Annotated in this window: 20 protein-coding genes and 1 riboswitch; of the genes, 6 read left to right on the top strand and 14 right to left on the bottom strand. The window is 37.3% G+C overall.

What is annotated here, in order from left to right:
• Positions 1–14: 14 nt before the first annotated feature.
• The 5 genes from AC3ANV_RS18370 to katA all read right to left on the bottom strand — a co-directional run bounded on the left by AC3ANV_RS18370 (position 15) and on the right by katA (position 5,555).
• Complete coding sequence (locus tag AC3ANV_RS18370) at positions 15–1,208, bottom strand: bifunctional 3,4-dihydroxy-2-butanone-4-phosphate synthase/GTP cyclohydrolase II (RefSeq protein ID WP_488310129.1); 1,194 nt, start codon at positions 1,206–1,208, stop codon at positions 15–17.
• A 65-nt stretch (positions 1,209–1,273) separates the two neighbouring features.
• Positions 1,274–1,933: a riboflavin synthase gene (gene ribE, locus AC3ANV_RS18375; protein ID WP_488310130.1), complete on the bottom strand. Its 660-nt coding sequence runs from the start codon at positions 1,931–1,933 to the stop codon at positions 1,274–1,276.
• 16 nt (positions 1,934–1,949) lie between these two features.
• The gene (ribD, locus tag AC3ANV_RS18380) at positions 1,950–3,032 is read right to left on the bottom strand and encodes a bifunctional diaminohydroxyphosphoribosylaminopyrimidine deaminase/5-amino-6-(5-phosphoribosylamino)uracil reductase RibD (RefSeq protein ID WP_488310131.1); all 1,083 of its coding nucleotides are present in this window, start codon (positions 3,030–3,032) and stop codon (positions 1,950–1,952) included.
• Between the two features lie 128 nt (positions 3,033–3,160).
• Positions 3,161–3,314, bottom strand: a riboswitch (FMN riboswitch).
• A 131-nt stretch (positions 3,315–3,445) separates the two neighbouring features.
• Positions 3,446–3,919, bottom strand: coding sequence for a GyrI-like domain-containing protein (locus AC3ANV_RS18385; protein ID WP_488310132.1), 474 nt, complete (start codon positions 3,917–3,919; stop codon positions 3,446–3,448).
• Between the two features lie 175 nt (positions 3,920–4,094).
• Entirely contained in the window at positions 4,095–5,555 is a 1,461-nt protein-coding gene (katA, locus tag AC3ANV_RS18390; protein WP_488310133.1) for a catalase KatA, read from the bottom strand.
• A 365-nt stretch (positions 5,556–5,920) separates the two neighbouring features.
• Between katA and AC3ANV_RS18395 the strand changes: the two genes are divergently transcribed.
• On the top strand, positions 5,921–6,112 hold the full coding sequence (locus AC3ANV_RS18395) for a hypothetical protein (protein WP_488310134.1): 192 nt from the start codon (positions 5,921–5,923) through the stop codon (positions 6,110–6,112).
• A 185-nt stretch (positions 6,113–6,297) separates the two neighbouring features.
• On the opposite strand, the gene AC3ANV_RS18400 is transcribed toward AC3ANV_RS18395, so the two are convergent.
• Both AC3ANV_RS18400 and AC3ANV_RS18405 read right to left on the bottom strand, forming a co-directional pair.
• The gene (locus AC3ANV_RS18400; protein WP_488310135.1) at positions 6,298–6,498 is read right to left on the bottom strand and encodes a cold-shock protein; all 201 of its coding nucleotides are present in this window, start codon (positions 6,496–6,498) and stop codon (positions 6,298–6,300) included.
• A 186-nt stretch (positions 6,499–6,684) separates the two neighbouring features.
• Positions 6,685–7,440, bottom strand: coding sequence for a Cof-type HAD-IIB family hydrolase (locus tag AC3ANV_RS18405; RefSeq protein ID WP_488310136.1), 756 nt, complete (start codon positions 7,438–7,440; stop codon positions 6,685–6,687).
• A 486-nt stretch (positions 7,441–7,926) separates the two neighbouring features.
• Here AC3ANV_RS18405 and qoxA point away from each other — a divergent pair, with 486 nt between their 5' ends.
• The 5 genes from qoxA to AC3ANV_RS18430 all read left to right on the top strand — a co-directional run bounded on the left by qoxA (position 7,927) and on the right by AC3ANV_RS18430 (position 13,234).
• A complete protein-coding gene (qoxA, locus tag AC3ANV_RS18410; protein ID WP_488310137.1) occupies positions 7,927–8,955 on the top strand; it encodes a cytochrome aa3 quinol oxidase subunit II in 1,029 nt (342 codons plus the stop codon).
• On the top strand, positions 8,945–10,921 hold the full coding sequence (gene qoxB / locus AC3ANV_RS18415; protein ID WP_488310138.1) for a cytochrome aa3 quinol oxidase subunit I: 1,977 nt from the start codon (positions 8,945–8,947) through the stop codon (positions 10,919–10,921). Before qoxA ends, qoxB begins: the two co-directional genes overlap by 11 nt.
• On the top strand, positions 10,911–11,516 hold the full coding sequence (gene qoxC / locus AC3ANV_RS18420; protein WP_488310139.1) for a cytochrome aa3 quinol oxidase subunit III: 606 nt from the start codon (positions 10,911–10,913) through the stop codon (positions 11,514–11,516). The genes qoxB and qoxC overlap by 11 nt, the downstream gene beginning before the upstream one ends.
• A gap of 1 nt (position 11,517) precedes the next feature.
• The gene (gene qoxD / locus AC3ANV_RS18425) at positions 11,518–11,814 is read left to right on the top strand and encodes a cytochrome aa3 quinol oxidase subunit IV (protein ID WP_488310140.1); all 297 of its coding nucleotides are present in this window, start codon (positions 11,518–11,520) and stop codon (positions 11,812–11,814) included.
• Positions 11,815–12,112: 298 nt separating this feature from the next.
• Positions 12,113–13,234, top strand: coding sequence for an AbrB family transcriptional regulator (locus AC3ANV_RS18430; RefSeq protein ID WP_488310141.1), 1,122 nt, complete (start codon positions 12,113–12,115; stop codon positions 13,232–13,234).
• 179 nt (positions 13,235–13,413) lie between these two features.
• Here AC3ANV_RS18430 and pssA read toward each other — a convergent pair whose 3' ends face one another.
• From pssA to AC3ANV_RS18465, 7 genes are all read right to left on the bottom strand, one after another.
• Positions 13,414–14,124 (bottom strand): CDP-diacylglycerol--serine O-phosphatidyltransferase, encoded by a 711-nt coding sequence (gene pssA / locus AC3ANV_RS18435; RefSeq protein ID WP_488314269.1) that lies wholly within the window; start codon positions 14,122–14,124, stop codon positions 13,414–13,416.
• 52 nt (positions 14,125–14,176) lie between these two features.
• Positions 14,177–14,824, bottom strand: a complete 648-nt coding sequence (locus AC3ANV_RS18440) for a phosphatase PAP2 family protein (RefSeq protein WP_488310142.1) — start codon at positions 14,822–14,824, stop codon at positions 14,177–14,179.
• A gap of 169 nt (positions 14,825–14,993) precedes the next feature.
• Complete coding sequence (locus AC3ANV_RS18445) at positions 14,994–15,425, bottom strand: GtrA family protein (RefSeq protein ID WP_488310143.1); 432 nt, start codon at positions 15,423–15,425, stop codon at positions 14,994–14,996.
• Positions 15,426–15,433: 8 nt separating this feature from the next.
• On the bottom strand, positions 15,434–16,426 hold the full coding sequence (locus tag AC3ANV_RS18450) for a glycosyltransferase family 2 protein (protein ID WP_488310144.1): 993 nt from the start codon (positions 16,424–16,426) through the stop codon (positions 15,434–15,436).
• Positions 16,427–16,449: 23 nt separating this feature from the next.
• Positions 16,450–18,141 (bottom strand): DUF6044 family protein, encoded by a 1,692-nt coding sequence (locus tag AC3ANV_RS18455; RefSeq protein ID WP_488310145.1) that lies wholly within the window; start codon positions 18,139–18,141, stop codon positions 16,450–16,452.
• Positions 18,142–18,277: 136 nt separating this feature from the next.
• Positions 18,278–18,973, bottom strand: a complete 696-nt coding sequence (locus tag AC3ANV_RS18460) for a polysaccharide deacetylase family protein (protein WP_488310146.1) — start codon at positions 18,971–18,973, stop codon at positions 18,278–18,280.
• A 66-nt stretch (positions 18,974–19,039) separates the two neighbouring features.
• A complete protein-coding gene (locus tag AC3ANV_RS18465; RefSeq protein ID WP_488310147.1) occupies positions 19,040–20,227 on the bottom strand; it encodes an MGDG synthase family glycosyltransferase in 1,188 nt (395 codons plus the stop codon).
• Positions 20,228–20,414 lie beyond the last annotated feature (187 nt).

A 20,414-nucleotide genomic window follows, 5' to 3' on the forward strand; every position in this document is an offset into this window, starting at 1 on the left:
GTTGAATAAAAATATTAATAATGTAAAAGATGCCCCAGCTTGTCATGCTTTGTTCGCAAGTAATTTTCGTTTTCGGTTCGCATTTCCATTTGAAGCGGTACCCTTTCGACGACTTCCAGATCATAACCTTTAAGTCCTTTAATTTTTCGAGGGTTATTCGTTAATAACTTCATTTGTTTAATGCCCAAATCTTTTAATATTTGTGCCCCAATTCCATATTCTCTTAAATCTGCTCCAAAACCAAGCTTTTCATTTGCCTCAACTGTATCATATCCTTCTTCTTGGAGCTTATAGGCTTTCAATTTGTTTAAGAGTCCTATTCCGCGGCCTTCCTGGCGCATGTATAATAGGACGCCATTGCCCTCTTGATTGATCTGAGCCAAAGCTGCATGCAATTGCGGTCCGCAATCACAACGGTATGAACCGAAGACATCCCCTGTTAAACATTCAGAATGAACCCGGACAAGAACAGGTTTTTCAGGATCAATTTCACCTTTTACTAATGCCACATGCTCTTTAAGATCGACAAGATTCGAATATCCTACCGCTTTGAAGGTTCCGAATTCTGTTGGCAAGTTAATTTCCACTTCACGTTTGACTAGTTTGTCTTTTCTGTTGCGATATTCAATTAGGTCTTTAATTGTGATCATTTTTACATTTAAATCATCGGCGATTTTACGCAATTGCGGGACACGGGCCATCGTCCCGTCTTCGTTCATGATCTCGCAAATAACTCCTGCCGGCTTCGCTCCACATAATCTGGCTAAATCTACCGCTGCTTCTGTATGTCCTGTTCTTCTTAGTACTCCTCCTTTTTTCGCAACTAACGGAAAAATATGACCAGGTCTTTTAAAATCATCCGGCTTTGACTCGGGATCGAGTAAGCTTAATACTGTTGCCGAACGTTCAAAAGCAGATATTCCCGTTGTAGAATACTTATGATCAATGCTTACGGTAAAAGCTGTACCATGCGGATCAGTGTTTTTCGATACCATCGGGAATAAATCAAGCTTTTGAGCCAATTCTTCCTCAATGGGAATGCATATTAAACCTCTGCCGTGGGTCGCCATCAAATTAATCACATCCGGCGTAGACTTTTCCGCTAAAGCAATAAAGTCACCTTCGTTTTCCCGGTCTTCGTCATCACAAACGATTACAACTTTCCCTTCCTTTAAATCATTAAGTGCTTCTTCAATTGTATTAAACACGCCACATCTCTCCTTCCAATTTGGACAACTTTTTTAAGACTCAGTCCTTAGGCAATGTATCAATTTTAGGCAAACCCATTATCTTGTAAAAATTGTGCAGTGATCCCCGATGCATTCTTTTTGTTAGTTTTTCCTAAAACACCAGTTAGAAAATGGCCGACATATTTTCCTATCATATCGCATTCTAAATTGACAATATCACCTTGTCCTTTTAATCCTAAAATCGATTCAGTCAATGTGTGGGGAATAAGAGATAAAGTGAGACTATTTTCTGTCACTCCAAAAACAGTGAGGCTTGTCCCGTCTACGGCAATCGATCCCTTTAAAATGACGTATTTTACTATTTCCTGATCAGCTTCTATTTCATAATAAATCGCATTTTCAAATTGCTTTTTACTTTTTATGACCCCTGTCCCATCAATGTGTCCGGATACAAAATGGCCGCCAAATCTGCCGCCGGCAGCCATAGCTCTTTCCAGATTTACTTTAGAGCCGCGTTTAACATCATTTAAACTTGTAGCTTTAACAGTCTCCGGCATGACATCCACTGTAAAATGGGTCGTTGAAAATGAAGTAACTGTTAGGCAAACACCATTAACGGCAATACTATCCCCGAGATGGACATCACTGAGAATTTTCTTAGCTTCAATAGTGAGCACAAAAGATTCACCGGTCCGCGAGATAGTTGAAACCAATCCTATTTCTTCAATAATTCCTGTGAACATGATATTGTTCTTCTCCTTAAATAGGTTCAGCAATGATTCTGATATCATTACCAACCAGCTCTACTTCTTTAAAAGTTAGCTGCACTGTGTCAGCTATTTTTTCAATCCCTTCTCCGCCGAAGGATGCAGGAGCGAGTTTGCCGCCAATTAATTTCGGTGCAATGTAGGCAATGACTTGTTGAAAAGCCCGATCCTTTAGAAAACTTCCATGGACTTCTGAGCCGCCTTCAACAAATAACGAGGTAATACCTTTTTCTCCAAATACCTTTAACATTTCCGGAATGCTAATATTCGGACTTGCCATTTTTACTATTTCAATTCCTAAATTTCTAAACTCTGATTCAAGTTTAGGATTCACTTCTGAACCTGTTACAATCCATGTTGGCGATTGTTGATCTGTTATTACGTTTGCATCGATGGGTATTTTTAAATGGGTGTCAAGGATGATTCTAATTGGATTTTTCCCACCTGATGTGAGCCTGGTTGTCAATGTAGGATCATCCTTAATTACTGTATTTGCACCAACCAAAATTGCGTCATGCCAGTGACGGAACTGATGAACATCGTTTCTGGCGGACTCTCCGGTTATCCATTTACTTTCACCTGTGACAGTTGCGATTTTCCCATCTAAGCTTATTGCTGTTTTTAATGTGACATATGGCAAGCCTGTTCGTATGTTGTAAAAAAAGACTTTGTTTAGCTCAAGTGCTTCATGTTGGAGTAATCCTACTTCTACCTCGACACCCGAATTTTTCAATCGTTCAATACCTCTTCCGGCTACTTGAGGGTTCGGATCAGTTGTTGCGATAAAAACTTTTTTTATCCCTGTTCTTATAACCAAGTCCGAGCAGGGAGGTGTTTTACCAAAATGGCTGCAGGGTTCGAGTGTTACATAAAGAGTTGCATCTTTTGCTTTTTCCCCTGCCATTTGAATGGCATGAACCTCGGCATGCGGTTCGCCGGCTTTCAAATGGGCTCCCATGCCTACAATTTGATTTTCCTTCACCAGTACAGCACCCACTACAGGATTGGGTGAAGTCTGGCCAAGTGCTCCCTTTGCGAGATTTATTGCTAAATTCATATAAAATGTGTCATTCATATTCTTTCCACCTTTTTAAGGTAATAAAAAGGACCCTGAAGACGGTGTACACTTCAGGGTCCTTTAAAAGGCAATGAGAAACTAAGGCTTACAAATAGGTGTATTTTTCACCTATCTCTAATCCTGTTTTTTTCCTTCTCCCATCCAGACTTTAACTGTCGGCCCTGGAATTTCACCAGATCCACCGTTTAACTTAACGAATAGGTTAAACGGGTCACGGACTAAGAAGCGATTGGCTTCATCACCGCCGGTTAGGAATTTCACCTGACCCCGAAGGAATTATTTATTTTATTTATTATTTTGATAATATAATACTAAATGCAAACAGTAAAGGGAAATGCTTTTATTTATCAATTCTCACTTCATTTTATATTTTATATCCTATTTCTAAAAAATTATTTAAGGTATCAACCTTATAATACCGTATATTCCTTTACTGGCAAGTATATATCATAATGTAAATCCCCGGTAGAATTAAGATATTTATGTTCTTCTTTATATATTTCCAAGCTTAAAGCATGTTGATCCAGCTCATAACCATACTCTTTCATCCAGTTGAACATTTGAAGATATGTATTTTCAACTTCCTCAGGCCGTCCTTTATGAGTAGCAAAAACATAATTTTTTCGAGGAATCGTGAAACCCACCATTCCTTCCGGAACTTCTTCAATTTTTTCAACAGGTGTTGTCACATAATAAGTGAACTCTGTTTCCCTGCTATGAAAGGGAGCAATCAATACAGATTCATTTGTTTGATTTGCAACTTCATAAAGACGTTCTTTCATTTTTGTAAATAGACTAGGAATGATGGTCGTCTCTGAATAGGTACCATTCCATGAAATTCCAACTACCTTTAGCTCATTCTTTTCAACCACTTGAACATCCATTCATATTCCCCCTTTTACAACCATCTTATTTCTATTATTCTGGTTTTATCCCTTAAATTCCTGTAAAAAATAGATTTATCAAGAAATGCGGAAGTACTCGTCTTGCATATCTAAATGATTAAAATAATTTTAAAAAGACCGTTCAAAATGAACGGCCTTCAAATAGTTTACATAATTATTTGACTTCTTGCGGAAGTGCTAAACCTAAGCCTTTGGCAATACGCTCACCAAACTCTGCATCAGCCTTATAGAAATTTAGTGTTGCACGCATCTTAATATCTTCTCTTTCCACAGGCTTCATCGCTCCGACGATATTTTCAACTGTACGGGACTTTTCACCCTCGTCCATTAAACGATATAGATCTCCGGCTTGTGTATAATGATCTTCTTGATCATATGAAACCTGTTCAGCTACTCCGGAAACTTGGAAAGGTGTTTGTTTATATTCAGGTGTTTCCTTTGGCCCGCCAAAGCTGTTTGGCTCGTAATAAACAGAACCGCCGCCATTATTGTCAAAACGCAATTGACCATCACGTTGATAGTTATTTACTTCTACTTTTGGACGGTTAATTGGCAAGGCAGCATGGTTTGCACCAACACGATAGCGATGAGCATCAGAATAGGCGAATATTCGTCCTTGAAGCATTTTATCCGGTGAAGCTTCGACACCCGGTACCATTGTTCCAGGGGAGAAGGTTGCTTGCTCCACTTCAGCAAAATAGTTTTCAGGATTACGGTTTAAAACCATTTGACCTACTTCTATTAATGGATAATCTTTATGTGACCAAACTTTAGTAACATCAAATGGATCAAAGCGATAGGTATTGGCATCTTCTAATGGCATGATTTGTACGAATAGCTTCCATTTAGGGAAGTCGCCTTCTTCAATTGCATTAAATAAATCTTCTGTGTGATAATCCGGGTTTTCACCGGCAATTTTTGCAGCAACATCATTTGTCATATTTTTAACGCCTTGTTCCGTTTTAAAGTGATATTTCACCCAAACTGCCTCTCCTTCAGCGTTAACCCACTTGAAAGTATGGCTGCCATAACCGTTCATATGACGCAGTGTCGCCGGAATACCACGGTCTCCCATTAAGTATGTAACTTGGTGCAAGGATTCAGGTGATAATGACCAGAAATCCCAAATTGCAGTAGGATTCTTCAAATGTGTTTTCGGGTCTCTTTTTTGAGTATGAATGAAATCAGGAAATTTGATTGCATCACGAATAAAGAAGATTGGTGTATTGTTTCCTACGATATCATAGTTTCCTTCTTCGGTATAAAACTTAACAGCAAAGCCGCGCGGGTCACGTACAGTATCGGCTGATCCCAACTCACCGGCAACAGTAGAGAAGCGGATGAACAGCGGAGTCCGCTTGCCAACACCGTTAAAGACTTTTGCCTTTGTGTATTTTGATAAATCATTTGTTACTTCAAAATAGCCATGAGCACCCGCACCTTTAGCATGAACAACACGTTCAGGTACACGTTCACGATTAAAATGAGCCAATTTTTCAATTAAATGGAAGTCTTGAAGTAATGTTGGTCCACGGGAACCGGCAGTCATGGAATTTTGATTGTCTCCGACAGGAGCTCCGTGACTGGTTGTTAAATGCTTGTTTTCATTTGTCATTTGATCACCTCTTAAACTATTTTTCTAACATTAAGTAAATTATAATATAAATATATTTAAAATCAATACTTATTTAGAATTATTTTAAATAAATATTGATTTTAGATAACTATTTCTTCCTATTTCAAAAATGGATGCACTTATTTAGAAATGTTTAAGAAGAATTATCTATATTTATACTAACACCTTTCATTATTGATAGGAAATTTAAAAGATTCGGAAAAATCGGAATTTATATACATTTTCCGACAATTTTCATTTAATTTCCTCAATAAATCTACTCACTCTGAGCCTTGGCCTATTAGTATTCTGCAGAAAAATAGCTTATACTGTAGATATGTTATCAAATTGTTAGGAGGATTTTTATGACAGAAGCAAATGAAGAAGTAGCCAAAAAGAAAATGAATCTCCAAGATGCAATTAAAAAGCAGCTTGAAAATAAAAAAAAGCAAAATGCTTCCGGTAATTCGATATCAAATAATGCCCATTCATCGAAAAAAATGAAAAGTCAGCAAACGAAAAAGGTAAGTAATTCCCGTCGAAAAATGGGTGTATAAAAAGTGAACAACGTAGAAAAGAAATAATTCCAAAAAGGTATTTATTTTCAGAATTCACACCATACTATTAGTAACCATTTTACTTTTCACATATTTAGAAGGCAGACTTTATATATAGTTTGCCTTTTTTTTGGTACAAAAAAACAGACTCCTTGAATTGGAGCCTGTTTTATCTCGAAGGTAAATTATGCTTTACGAACGTTAACCGCTTGTGGTCCACGTTGACCATTTTCGATTTCAAACGTTACTTCTTGACCTTCATCTAAAGTTTTGTACCCTTCGCTCTGAATGGCAGAGAAGTGAACGAATACATCTTCGCCACCTTCACGCTCAATAAACCCAAAGCCTTTTTCACTGTTAAACCATTTTACTTTACCATGTTCCAATTTGAAATCCTCCTAGCATGTAACTATACATGAAATTGCAATTTATACTTGCCCAATTATTTTTACCAAGAAATATTTTTTTAATACCTAATATCATAAAAATCATATCTTCTTTTTTAAGTAAATATAAAATTTCTTATTATGTATCTGAATTTTTACGAATGTACTTTACTAATTTGAAGTTACTCAGTTTTTTAATACCCACTTACGGATTGCTTTTGCAACCCCGTCCTCATTATTCGTTGCAGTTACCCAGTTTGCCTCTTCCTTGACAACTTCCTGGGCATTACCCATGGCTACACCTAATCCCGCTTCCTTAATCATCGCCATATCATTTAGACTGTCCCCAACTGCCATAACATTTTTCATATCAATGCCAAGCCTGCTGCAAACGATTTTAAGTCCATTTGCTTTGTTGATTCCAATTGGGTTTACTTCAATATTTTTTAAAGTGGAATTGCTAAGTTCAAATTCTCCTTTTCCCTGAAGCTCCATCAAAATAAGCTCTCTGACATCATCATCATCAATATCAAACCCAAATTTCAGCCATTCCCGGTCATGGATATCCTCTGGCATTTCATCAAACCACATTTTGTCAGTGCTGATTGCCCAAAATTTTGTTTTATGCTGCTGGGATAACTCCCACATCCATTGAATAAACTCAGATTTCATCACATTTCTTTCAACAAGCTCCCTTTTTTCATCCCATATCTCACTCCCATTAACCGTTACTAAATAAGAAGTTAACTCTAGTGATTCGGCATGTTCACCGCAGCTCATTATGGAACGCCCCGTGCTAAGAACTACATATATTCCTCTTTCCTGTGCTTCTTTAATAGCCTTACGATTACCGTCCGAAATCCGGTGATCGTCAGTAAATAATGTCCCGTCCATATCCAGCGCAATTAATTTGATTACATTATCGTTTAGAAAATTGTCCATGAGTATTTACTAACTCCCATCATTTTTCTTTTAAGATTAACATTTCCTATATTAACTAATCAAAAAAGATGGCTTATTTTTACATAATATTAATAAACGGTGACCATGGTTTTCCTTTTGAATTCCTTTTCATTATCCCATTTTTATTCAAAATCAGACAAATATAACCATTCCGTGTAATAAATTCGTTCCATTTCCATTATTTAATACTTTCATAGGACTGAATTTCCATCGTTTTCCTTTTTTAGGATTATAAAACCTTAACAAATTTGTCACAATTATTTTCAAAAACCTATATTATCATCATCTACATGTTGTTAATATAGGTTTTGGGAAGAAAAATTCTAATTTTAATTGTGAACATCCATATAAAAATTGTTCACATGTTTTAAGAATTATAGTATTATAGTCTGGTCGAATTTGTGAACGAATTCACGAACAATTATGGTAAAAAACAAACATTTTTAAAGGAGAGGAGCAGGAGAAATGTCCAAAAAGGGCTTTTTAATTCCACTATTAGCATTATTACCTGTTTTACTTTTAAGCGGCTGCGATACCCATATGGTCGTATTTGAACCGAAAGGACCTGCTGCAAGAGAAATACTTCATTTGATTAACTGGTCATTAGTCTTCATGGCACTTGTTGTTGTAGTGGTATTTGGTCTATTTGGTTATATTGTATGGAAATACCGCGCGACACCGGAAAATAAAAATTATGAGCCGCCTGAAGAGCATGGCAGCACCAAATTGGAAATCATCTGGACTGTCATTCCAATTATTATTGTTATTGCCTTAACCATTCCGACAGTTAAATCGATTTACAATTTAGAAAAGGTTCCTGCAGGTTATGAAAATAAGAAACCGATAACCATTAATGTTACTTCCGCGGATTGGAAATGGATTTTCAGTTATCCGGAGCAAGGAATTGAAACAGTTAACTATCTTAATATACCTGTCGGCACCCCGGTTAAATTCAAGTTAACCTCTGCCGGAACAATGAATTCATTTTGGATCCCTGCATTAGGCGGTCAAAAATATACAATGGCGAAAATGGAAACACAATTATATCTTGTTGCCGATCAAACCGGTGAGTATATCGGCAGAAATACTAACTTTAACGGAAAAGGCTATGCCGGAATGGAATTCACGGTTGAAGCTCAATCACCGCAAGCATTTTCGAAATGGGTTAAAGATGTAAAGGGCAAGGCACCAAAGCTAACAGAAAAGAGCTATATCAACCTTTTGAAGCCTTCAAATCTTGGCAGGGAAACATTTTCAAATACTCATCTAGCGTTTGTAAACCATGCTGACATGAATTCGAAAACCTATACATTCCCTGAATTGTACAAAAACCATGACTATCCCGGTCAAATTTTTAAAGAGCCGGATAACCAAAATCATAGCATGAAGATGGACGGTCAGGCTGAAGGTAAATCTATGGATATGAGCAAAATGAATATGAAAAACATGGATATGAGCGGAAAATCAACTGGAGGTGAAAACAATGGGAATTAAATGGGATAAGATTTTAATTACTGGCGACCCTCTAATCTTAGGATCACAAATTGCTATTCTTTTAACGATGATTGGTGTCGTTGTTGGGGTAACTGTTTTAAAAAAATGGAAGTATCTTTGGACAGAATGGTTTACAACCGTTGATCATAAACGAATTGGTATTATGTATATTCTCGTTGGTGTATTAATGTTTTTCCGCGGTGGAATCGACGGGCTATTGATGAAAGCTCAAACGGCAACGCCGAATGAAAAGTTCTTAGATGCACAGCATTATAACGAAGTATTTACGACACATGGTGTCATTATGATTTTGTTCATGGCGATGCCATTCTTAATTGGTTTAATGAACGTAGTCGTACCATTACAAATTGGTGCACGAGATGTAGCCTTTCCACAATTAAATGCTGTTAGCTTTTGGCTAACATTTGCAGGGGCTATGCTGTTTAATATTTCATTTGTCATCGGTGGTTCGCCTGATGCGGGTTGGACTGCATACTTCCCTCTTGCCGGAAAGGAATTTACACCGGGGATTGGGAATAACTTTTACGCTGTCGCGATTCAGATAGCCGGGATTGGTACTTTAATGACTGGGATCAACTTTATCGTAACGGTTTTAAAAATGAGAGCACCAGGCATGACATTGATGAAAATGCCAATGTTCACTTGGACTTCTTTTATTGCATCAGTCATTATTTGGGCATCATTCCCTATCTTTACGGTCGCCCTTGCTCTAATGACTTTTGACCGTATTTTTGGAACACACTTCTTTACTGTCGGCGGCGACGGTAACCCTATGATGTGGGCAAACCTGTTCTGGCTATGGGGCCATCCGGAAGTTTATATCGTTGTTCTCCCGGCGTTTGGAATGTTTTCTGAGGTTATTTCTACCTTCTCCCGTAAAATGCTTTACGGATACAAATCAATGGTATTCTCCATTGTTGGAATTGCGTTTTTAAGTATGCTTGTCTGGGTTCACCACTTCTTTACAATGGGTGCCGGACCTGCAGTAAACTCTATTTTCTCAATTACAACCATGATGATTGCAATACCTACGGGTGTAAAAATATTCAACTGGCTATTTACAATGCGTAAAGGACGAATACAATTTACAACAGCGATGCTGTGGGCACTTGCCTTTGTCCCTTGCTTTATCATCGGTGGTGTTACAGGGGTAATGTTGGCTATGGGTGCAGCGGATTATCAATATCATAACTCCCTATTCCTAGTTGCTCACTTCCACTATGTATTAATACCAGGTGTTGTTTTCGCTGTATTCGCAGGACTTTACTACTGGTGGCCAAAAATGTTTGGACATATGCTTAATGAAAAACTTGGAAAACTTCATTTCTGGTTCTTTGTAATTGGTTTCAACATGACGTTCTTACCAATGTTCTTCCTTGGTTTAAACGGAGCGATACGACGTTCTTATACCTACTCCGCTGAAACCGGATTTGGTCCATTAATGCTTTTATCTGCTATTGGTGCCGGAATTCTGGCTATTGGCTTTGGTTTCTTGTGTTATAACATTTATTGGAGCGCTCGTTATGCAGACCGTAATATTTCAAGCGATCCATGGGATGCAAGAACACTTGAATGGGCAACTGCTTCACCGGTGCAATTCTACAATTTTGCCAAAGTACCTGAAGTGAAATCAATTGATGCTTTCTGGTATATGAAGAAGCATAATGAAGGATTAGAATTAAACGAAGATGAGCTTGAAGAAATTCACATGCCTAACAATTCCGGACTTCCATTTGTTATGGCTGTAGTAATGGGCATTGCCGGTTTCTTCTTAATATTCGAATGGAAAATTGCCGCTCTTGTTGCCCTTCTTGGCATCTTCGCGTGCTTGATTGCCCGTTCCTTCGATTCTAAGGATGGATTCCATGTGCATATAGATGAAATTCAACGAACTGAGAAAGCATGGAGACAAGTAGATAAAGAGGTGAAAAATCATGTCAGCTAATGTGAATACAGCATTGCCACTCGAATATCAAACCGAGCAAAGTCGGATGAATATCTTTGGTTTTTGGGTTTTCTTAGGTGCGGAGATTATTCTTTTTGCAACACTCTTTGCTACGTATGCGGTGTTAAATCATCGATTCGCCGGCGGCCCTACTCCACATGATTTATTTGAAATTAAAGGTGTAATGATTGAGACAATCCTTTTGTTAACAAGTAGTTTTACCTGTGGGTTAGCTATTTTTGAAATGCACCGCCATAACAAAAAAGGCCTATTAGCCTGGATGGTTATTACTCTTTTACTTGGTGCAGGCTTTGTCGGAATGGAAATTAGCGAATTTATCAACTATGTTCATGACGGTGCAACGATGCAAACAAGTGCATTCCTTTCAGGCTTCTTTGTCCTGTTAGGAACACATGGCTTGCATGTTAGCATGGGGATTGGCTGGGCGATTATGGTGATGATCCAGATTGCTAAAAGAGGATTGAATCCCGTTACTGCTCGAAAAGCTTTTATTATCGGTTTATACTGGCACTTCCTTGATGTTGTTTGGATCTTTATCTTCACATTTGTCTATTTAAAAGGGATGGTGTCTTGATATGGATAAACATTCACACGGTACACCAATGACACAGGTATTCGGATTTGTTTTATCATTAGTATTAACCTTCGCAGCTCTATTCGTTGCATTAAAGACATCAATGTCATTTAACGTGATTATGTGGATCATTGGTATCCTTGCAGTCGTTCAAGCCGGTCTTCAGCTCTTTATGTTCATGCATTTAAGAGACGGTGAAGACAGTAAAGCCCAAACCATTAACGTTTTATACGGAGTATTCATCGCAGTCGTAACGGTTGCAGGCTCCATTTGGGTTATGTCGTTTGGCGGTATGTAATAAGAAAAGCCCAAGCGCCCCGTTTAGCGGCGTATGGACTGGAGCGCTTCGACTGAGATAAAGGAAACACGGAGCTCAAGTCGATTCGATGTTGACTTATCGTAGGGAGAAGAGCGAAGTCCACTGGGCGCTGGAGCTAGACAATTCTCAAAGTCAAAAATTTATACTTTCTTATACTTTAAAAAAATCCGGTCCCCTCTTTTGAGGCGGACCGGATTTTTTTATTATTCATGACTAATCCTACATCTTTTTGGGGACATTAATTAATTGACGAAAACATAAAGGATGTAGAATATAAATGATGACAAAAATAAACTCTTTACTCAATGATACTTCGTATCTTCTTTTTAGCATGATTGGAGGTCTGATTCTTTCATTTTCGGGAATTCCCATTGCGTGGATGATGGGTAGCTTATTATTTGCCGGACTATTATCCTCACTGCCTCCAAAATGGATAACTGTTCAAATGAAGATTAATGGCATTCATCCGTATTGGAGGCAAATTGGACAAACTCTTTTAGGAATTGAGTTAGGGAGGAATTTCAGTGGTTCAATCATTGATACTTTTGAGGATTACTTTCTCATTATTATTGTCATGGTGATTTCCTCAATTACGATTGCATTTCTTTCAGGAATCCTTTTATGGCGTTTTAGTAAAGTAAATATGATAACCAGCCTTTTAGGAACAACGCCCGGAGGTATTTCTGCAATGCCATCCATTGCTGAGGAAGTGGGTGCAAATGCCTTTATCGTAAATATTATTCAAACTCTTCGTATTTTACTAGTTATTGGGGTAATACCATTCGTTGCCGGTGCCTTTAATTCTGCAACTGGAGGTAATGCGTTAGAAAACCATCCGATGCCTTTAGCACATCAGTCATTACGCTTTACAGAACTACTGATCATTGGCGCATTAAGTGGAGCGCTTGTAAGCAAAAGATTCAAGATGCCTGTTCCATGGCTTGTGGGAAGTATGCTTGGGGCAGCAATTGTTCAATTGCTCTTCCCTCTTCTATTTGGACAAACCGACACAGCTTTTTGGCCTCATGAATTCATTTTTCTTGCGCAAATATTAATTGGAACGAGTATTGGTTCACGTATAAATAAGAATATGTTTAAAGGATTAGGCAGAATTATTGGAGTTGGATTAGTAAGTTCCCTTTGCCTGGTAATCTCTATGCTTCTTTTCTCCTTCCTAATCGCAGATATAACCCATATTCCGCTTGTAACTTGCATTCTCGCCTTCGCACCGGGAGGGGTGGCTGAAATGGCCACGGCTGCGATTGCCCTTCATGCAGATTCTACCTTTGTGGTAGCTGTTCAATCATTAAGATTAATTACTATCATTATCCTATTGCCACCATTATTCCGCTTCATCAACAACCACGAACCGATTCATTCAATACAATTCAGAAAGTAAGAACAAAAGGCGAAAGCGCCCCGTTAGCGAAGTCCACTAGCCGCTAGGCGCTGGAGCTGGATTCAGATAACTTTTTCAAGTTATCCACACCAAATTATTTTGTAGTTTCCTAAAAGATAAAAAAGAAATAGAGTGAAATCTCTTTCTTTTTTTAAATATACACTGCAAATGGATATCAGTTATTTATTGTTTTTCTTTTTGCTCCTCACTAATTGATACCCAATAAAAGATACATATAATGGGATCGCCACATAAATAAAATAAGGAAATCTATGGTGCTCTTTACGAAAGACAATATAAATCGCATAACCTAAAAAGGCGGTTATAAGAATTCCATATTTCGGAAGCGGAATTTCCTTCATGCTTGGAATTTTCACTTTACTGACCATTAAAAAGCAGATAACAAAAAAGGCTATCGGGAGTATGATATGCGGCATTCTGCCATGAAAAAATGTTAAAAAAGTTAATAAGCCTCCACCGGCAGTGATGGGAACTCCAGTAAAATAATGAAGAGAAGATTTCACTGCATTAATGTTAAATCGTGCTAAACGATAAGCACCGAATAAGGGAAAGAGTCCGGCAATGGCCATTCCAGCTACACCGAATTTTGAAAAATAGGAGTAATAAGCCATCATAGCAGGTGCAACCCCAAAGGTAACAATATCCGCAAGCGAATCCAGTTCTTTACCAAGCTCACTTTCCACATGAAGCATCCTGGCAATCCGACCATCCATACTATCAAGCATCATCCCAATTAATATTAGAATGGCCGCATTCTTGTAATCCCCTAAAGCAGAATACATCACAGACAAAAACCCAAAAAATAAATTTAAAAGCGTAAAAAGGTTAGGAATACTTTTCTTTATAATATGTATCACTCCAATTTTCATAAGGGCGGATCGTTCAGTTCTTTTATGTAACCAACCATCATTCACCATGTTTTTATTTCTTATTATATCGTTTTTCTTTATAAAACTGGAAAACCCAAATAGCTATTGCCAGCCAAAATCCACTTGCAAAATAACCGCCAATAATATCGCTTGGATAATGAACTCCAAGATAAATCCTGCTAATTCCAATCGCTAAAATCATTAAGATGCTCAAGAATAGTAATATGCTTCTACCCAATTTACTAGGAATATGCCGCCAAAGTAAAAAAGAAATAATAACATATACAGTAAATGCATTCATAGCATGACCGCTCGGAAAGCTGTATCCTGATACATCGATCAGCCTATGTAAATTAGGACGTACCCTATGAAAAATACTTTTTAACACTTGATTGATAACAGCAGAGCCGGCTACTGCAGCAATAAATAAAATGAGTTCTAAGCGATGATGTAATACTTTATAAAGGAAAACTAAAAGTAATACGCTAAGAATGATGACAAAAGGTGCAGAGCCAATAAAGGTAAAAAATTTCATCAAACTAGTTAGCATCGGAGATTCACGGCCTTGAATACTTGCTATTACGCTGCTATCAAAAGTGATAATTCTATGGTCACTGATTAACAGCGAAATAAAACTAAAACCTATTATGCATACAAGAGTTATCATGAATGCACTAAAAAGGTTCATTTTTAAATTCATAATCAAAATCCTTTCAAGCTGAAAACTTATCCACTATAAAACTTACCATAAAATCGAATCATATGACAAAAAAAACGAAAAATCATTTAGAAGACAAACTTTTTTTCAAAAAAAAGCGGTTGACTGTAAATAAAAGAGTCAGCCGCTTACTATTTATTCCATTCTATAGCTAGTTTGAATCGGTGTTTAATACGACAGATTCTTTTTTAGAAAAGACAAACCATTTTTGTCCTAAATAATTCAAAATAGTATAAAGCCCGGTTCCTACGAGTACAGAAAGATCAGTTTTCAGATTGGCATCGATAAAATTGCTACCTTTCAGCACCCCTATCACAATATTTTTTGCAAGATCATAGGAAATAAAGTAACAGCATAAGATGACTGTGATAAAGCGAACCGCACTTTTAGCCATCGAGCCTTGGCTTTTAAACGTGAAGCTTCGGTTTAAAAAGAAACTTACAATCGCACCAACGGAATTTCCCAGAAATGTGGACAGCCAATAGGAAAAGTGAACAGCATGCAAAAGAAGATACATCACCGACAACCCAACGATGGTATTGGCAATCCCGACAATAATAAAACGAACAAACGAATTTTTCATACCGACACCTACTGATGGACAGCATTCTTTTGAGGCTGTTCTTTGTATTGAAATGAATATAAATCTTTTTCAATTGCATATCTTGGACGTCTTTTTACTTCTTGATAGATTTTCCCTATATACTCTCCAATAATACCAATGCCCATTAGTTGTAGCCCGCCCACAAACCAAATGGAAATGATCAATGAGGTCCAGCCGGAGGCTGTATGCCCTAATATTTCCTCAGTAAGGGCGTATCCACCGGCAATGAGGCTGACTACTAAAGAAAGGAACCCTATCAAAGTAACCAAGCGAATCGGTGCAACACTAAAAGATGTAATTCCATCAAAAGCAAACTCAAGCATTTTCTTTAAAGGGTATTTAGATTCCCCTGCCAGCCTTTCTTTTCGGTTATAATACACTTCTGTTGAACGAAATCCTACTAAAGGAACAAGACCGCGCAAAAACAAATTTGTCTCTTTGTATTTAAATAATTCTTCAAGTGCCCGTTTACTCATTAAGCGGAAGTCAGCATGATTTGGTACTAATTTGATTCCTATTTTCCCCATAAAGCTATAAAAGCCTGAAGCAGTCGTCCTCTTAAAATATGTGTCTGTTTCCCTGCTGCCCCTTACGCCGTAGACAATATCGAAGCCTTCCCAGTATTTTTCTACAAAGGTTGGAATAACGCGGATATCATCCTGCAAATCAGCATCAATCGAGATCACACAATCGGATTGCTTTGCCGCAACTTCAAGACCTGCTATGAGAGCATTTTGATGTCCTACATTTTTAGCTAATTTTAGCCCTTTTACAAAAGAGCTTTTTTCACTTTCCATTTCGATTAAATCCCAGGTCCGATCTTTACTGCCATCGTCCACAAAAAGGATGGAACTTTCCTTCGAGATGAGTGCTTCATTCATTATATCTTTAAGTAAGTTGGATAATTGTGAAGTGGTCTCTTGTAGAACCTCTTCTTCATTAAAACATGGAACTACAATTGTTAACACAGGTCTATTCATATGGAACGACTCCTTTAACAGGTTTATTTTACTTGGTAAAGGTAAATTCTCCAGGCAGAATCTTTTTGGTCGAATGCCTTTTTAAATTCCAGACCATTTTCCTCGGCATTGATTATAGGAACTGCTGAGAAGATATATTGTCCTCCCATGCTTTTAAATACCTTTGTATTAAGTTGTAAATGGTGAATCTTTACCTTTGATGTCTTTTTAATCTCATAATTTTTACCAAGTTCTGCGACAAAAATGTAACATCGTCCGCCCCATTGATCAAAATACTTCTTCAATGTGGGACTTTTATCTAATTCTTTTGCAATGATTTTTCTAAATTCATGTTTATATGATAAGGGATAGAAATTATTATACGTATCCAATGTGTAAAACCCATTGTATTGGGCAATTGCCGGATGCAATCCAATACTTGCCACCCGATAGCTGTTTTTTGGTTTACCGATATAGTTTGCAATATCACTAAATTGCTTTGTTGCATAAAATTGTTTAAATGTGGGTGATTTTGCATCCCGATAATAAATCTCATTATTAGCAAAAACAAGTACAATAAGTTGAAGAATTAAGCAAACTTTAACGAAATTTTTCCAGCCCTTACCAATTCGCCATAGAATATAAGAGCCAACAGCAAACATCAAATAAATGATCATCGGCCTTAGAAAATGAAACCTGGCAAAATTGAATGTATTTAAAAAAGGAAATCGTTCTTTTATTGGCGCCCATCCTTTATAGAACCAAAAAGCATACCAAACAGATAGCACAAAATTCAGGATAAATAAAGAAAGATATCTTTTTTCTATCCACCCTTTCTTCCTATACTTTAATGCAAAAATGGCGATAAAGGATAGTGGGACAATGATCAGTGTATGAAGGGTCATTACATGTGTATGTCCAAAAAAGTAATTTTTAAACACTAATTTAACCGTTCCCCAAAGCCTAAGAGTAGATTCAAAAAATTCATTCCTATTTGTTGGTGCTTCAGGGAATACTAAAGAGTAAACTAATCGATACTCTATTAAAAGGAAAATGAAGGTCATTAAAGAAATGCTGCCAAAAAAAACCCAATTATATTTCTTTTTAACCAGTAAGTCTCTTAACCATAATAGTCCCATTGCGACTAAAAAGAAGAAAAATCCTAATACAAAGCTTGAATAAAGGGGAAGTAAAATGAGTGTTACCCACTCTTTCCATTTATATTTTCCTTCCCTAATATTCAAGAAAGCCCACAGTGCAAGTGGCATTCCCAAAGTACTTAACATCCCTGACGGCCAAAATGGAGTTAAGGCAAACGCTAATGAAACCCATACTCTGATTGGGTAAGCATCTTCAGATTTGACAAAGTGATTCTTTAGCAGCAAGTACATTCCTATAAAGGCAAATATTCTTGTTATTGTTTGACTTATTGAAAAGGCAAGCATGGATGGCAACAAGGTATGTAACCACTCTATCCCGCTGAATTCTGTTCCAAATGTATTTCGTGCCAGCTGGCCATTGATGATTTGCGGGATTACAGAATTTACGCTGCCAAATAATTGACCGCTATCCTTTAACACTTTATACCAAGCGATGTTTGAATCCAGATTATCGTGTACCCGAATATGAGCATTTTCCCCAAGGATAAAAAGTGGAGAAACAAAAATAACCAATAAAATGGAGGCTAACCATAAATGCCTTTTTTCATTATTCCAAGATTTCCAGATAATTTTCATTTGTACACCACTCGATATTCGTTAAATTAACTAAAAAAATTTTCCCCATAAAATTGAATGGTACCAATACATTATTGGTACCTTAAAACCTTTTTATAAGGGTGGATGATGGATTTTTTCAAAATCTGATGTAATTTTAAACCGACATTTCATCAATTCTTACACATGTATAGCTTTTCGCAGTCATTTCTTTTATTACATCATGCAGGGCGTTGATTGTATTCATTGGAGCATCTTTATCCGCTCCCAATGTATCTCCGCTATCATGCAAGAGAATGACATCACCATTTTTGATTTTATTGAGAAGTCTCTTCCTTACTTTTTCACTTCCGCCTTTACTTTTCCAGTCCTCTGCCATTACCGACCAAAGAATAATATTATAAGGTTTAATCACGAAAAAATCAAATAGATTTAATAATCCCCATGGCGGCCTGTAATAAATTGGTCTAACACCGGTAATTTCTTCTACGATAGAAGCGCTATGATCCAATTCACGTCGAATGGTCCAAGGAAACATCGTCCAATTGGATCGATGGATATAATTGTGAAGTCCGATTAAATGTCCTTCATTATGCATTCGAAGGATCAATTCAGGATTTTTTTCTGCCTTTGACCCCAAGACAAAAAAAGAAGCTTTAATATTGTGTTTCTTCAATAAATCTAAAAGTGGAGGGGTATACTTCGGATCCGGTCCATCATCAAAGGTAAAGGCAATTTTTGAAGGATCGTCACTGCGTCGAAATATCCTCTTCGTAAATACAAACGAAAGGAGATAAGGTATAATCGTATAAATTATATACAATAAAACAAGTCCTTCTATAATTTTAAACATTATTTATATCCACCTCAATAATATCCGTCCAACCTTAACAAAGGATTAACAAAACATTTACATTACTTACATACTTTGTTTCATTTTCATTGGTAAAAACTCATGGTTTTGTTCTTTCTTCGGGTCGAATGTACGAATAATTACATCAAGAGCATCAATTGATGACGTCTTGGCCTGATATTGCCTGGATCTTTGTTTCATGAAACCTAAAAGTTTTGAGTCTTTCATGACACTTTGAATTTTATTAATTAAATCACGATCATTTTCAGCCAAGACAGCTAAACCGGTTTCCAACAAATAATTTGCATTATCCTCTTCTTGTCCTGGAAGTGGATTGAAAATAAATATTGGCAGTTCCATAGCTAATGCTTCCGAAGTCGTTACCCCTCCCGGCTTTGAAATCATTAGATCGGAAATTGCCATTAATTCATGGACATTTTCGCAATATCCAAGAAGGAGAATTTCATGTTTCGAGCCCTTAAGCTCCTCCTCTAATTGTTTGTGTAATTTCTTATTCCGTCCGCAAATGATAATTAATTGCATGGATGTTGAAATGGATTCCAGGGCTCGAAAGGTCGATAATCCTTTCCCGAAAAAACCGTCTCCCCCACCCATAATTAATATCGTGAATTTTTTTGAATCAAGTCCATATTTTTTCGCTAACATCTCGCGAGAATGATGCTGCATGAATTTTCTGCGAATGGGAATTCCGGTATATTTAATTTTAAAACTCTCGATACCGAGCGCAATTAGTCGGTCGCGTACTTGTTTAGAACCCACAACGTATTGGTCAGTATATGGATGAATCCAATAAGAATGATCGGTATAATCGGTAATAATCGTAACAGCAGGGATATCAACTAACCCTTGCTCTTTCAATTGTGAGATAATTCCTGCTGCAAAGGGATAAGTACTAACAACAACCGATGGTTTCAACTCTTGTAAAATCTCAAGCAATGAGCGCATACCAAGTGAAAAAAGAGCATTTAATTTGATTGAAAAGGAGCTCTTTTCACGTGTTTTCTTATATATATAGCTATACAGCTGCGGAAACTTTTTAAGGCTTCGTTTATATACATAATTGCTAATCGGATATAGATATGGATGGATCCATTCCATAATATCTACAATAATGGGTTCTGCGTCTGGAAGAGTATAATCAACGGCTTCACTTATTGCTTTTGCCACTTGTTTATGTCCATCCCCATATGTGGCTGAAAGAATAAGAATTTTATCCTTTTCTTTAAAGTTCATACCTTCATTAACTCCTCATTTGTAGTTTTATGTTTTTGACCTTCACCTTCATTATTTGATCATAAGGCTCTGTAAAACTTGCTGTTGATTTCCGCTCCAGGCACTCGCTTTCCGCGGGCGGTCGGGAGCCTCCTCGGCGATTTGCGCCTGTGGGGTCTCCCTTGACCTGCTTTTCCCGCAGGACATT

The sequence above is a fragment of the Neobacillus sp. DFD-2R genome (assembly GCF_057747865.1).

What these genes read in the sequence shown, in the direction of transcription:
- AC3ANV_RS18385 (WP_488310132.1), bottom strand. Translation starts at nt 3,919, where the DNA reads ATGGATGTTCAAGTGGTTGAAAAGAATGAGCTAAAGGTAGTTGGAATT.
- katA (WP_488310133.1), bottom strand. Translation starts at nt 5,555, where the DNA reads ATGACAAATGAAAACAAGCATTTAACAACCAGTCACGGAGCTCCTGTC.
- AC3ANV_RS18440 (WP_488310142.1), bottom strand. Translation starts at nt 14,824, where the DNA reads ATGAATTTAAAAATGAACCTTTTTAGTGCATTCATGATAACTCTTGTA.
- pssA (WP_488314269.1), bottom strand. Translation starts at nt 14,124, where the DNA reads ATGAAAATTGGAGTGATACATATTATAAAGAAAAGTATTCCTAACCTT.
- qoxB (WP_488310138.1), top strand. Translation starts at nt 8,945, where the DNA reads ATGGGAATTAAATGGGATAAGATTTTAATTACTGGCGACCCTCTAATC.
- qoxD (WP_488310140.1), top strand. Translation starts at nt 11,518, where the DNA reads ATGGATAAACATTCACACGGTACACCAATGACACAGGTATTCGGATTT.
- ribD (WP_488310131.1), bottom strand. Translation starts at nt 3,032, where the DNA reads ATGAATGACACATTTTATATGAATTTAGCAATAAATCTCGCAAAGGGA.
- AC3ANV_RS18455 (WP_488310145.1), bottom strand. Translation starts at nt 18,141, where the DNA reads ATGAAAATTATCTGGAAATCTTGGAATAATGAAAAAAGGCATTTATGG.
- AC3ANV_RS18445 (WP_488310143.1), bottom strand. Translation starts at nt 15,425, where the DNA reads ATGAAAAATTCGTTTGTTCGTTTTATTATTGTCGGGATTGCCAATACC.
- qoxC (WP_488310139.1), top strand. Translation starts at nt 10,911, where the DNA reads ATGTCAGCTAATGTGAATACAGCATTGCCACTCGAATATCAAACCGAG.
- ribE (WP_488310130.1), bottom strand. Translation starts at nt 1,933, where the DNA reads ATGTTCACAGGAATTATTGAAGAAATAGGATTGGTTTCAACTATCTCG.
- AC3ANV_RS18460 (WP_488310146.1), bottom strand. Translation starts at nt 18,973, where the DNA reads ATGTTTAAAATTATAGAAGGACTTGTTTTATTGTATATAATTTATACG.
- qoxA (WP_488310137.1), top strand. Translation starts at nt 7,927, where the DNA reads ATGTCCAAAAAGGGCTTTTTAATTCCACTATTAGCATTATTACCTGTT.
- AC3ANV_RS18430 (WP_488310141.1), top strand. Translation starts at nt 12,113, where the DNA reads ATGATGACAAAAATAAACTCTTTACTCAATGATACTTCGTATCTTCTT.
- AC3ANV_RS18395 (WP_488310134.1), top strand. Translation starts at nt 5,921, where the DNA reads ATGACAGAAGCAAATGAAGAAGTAGCCAAAAAGAAAATGAATCTCCAA.
- AC3ANV_RS18450 (WP_488310144.1), bottom strand. Translation starts at nt 16,426, where the DNA reads ATGAATAGACCTGTGTTAACAATTGTAGTTCCATGTTTTAATGAAGAA.
- AC3ANV_RS18405 (WP_488310136.1), bottom strand. Translation starts at nt 7,440, where the DNA reads ATGGACAATTTTCTAAACGATAATGTAATCAAATTAATTGCGCTGGAT.
- AC3ANV_RS18465 (WP_488310147.1), bottom strand. Translation starts at nt 20,227, where the DNA reads ATGAACTTTAAAGAAAAGGATAAAATTCTTATTCTTTCAGCCACATAT.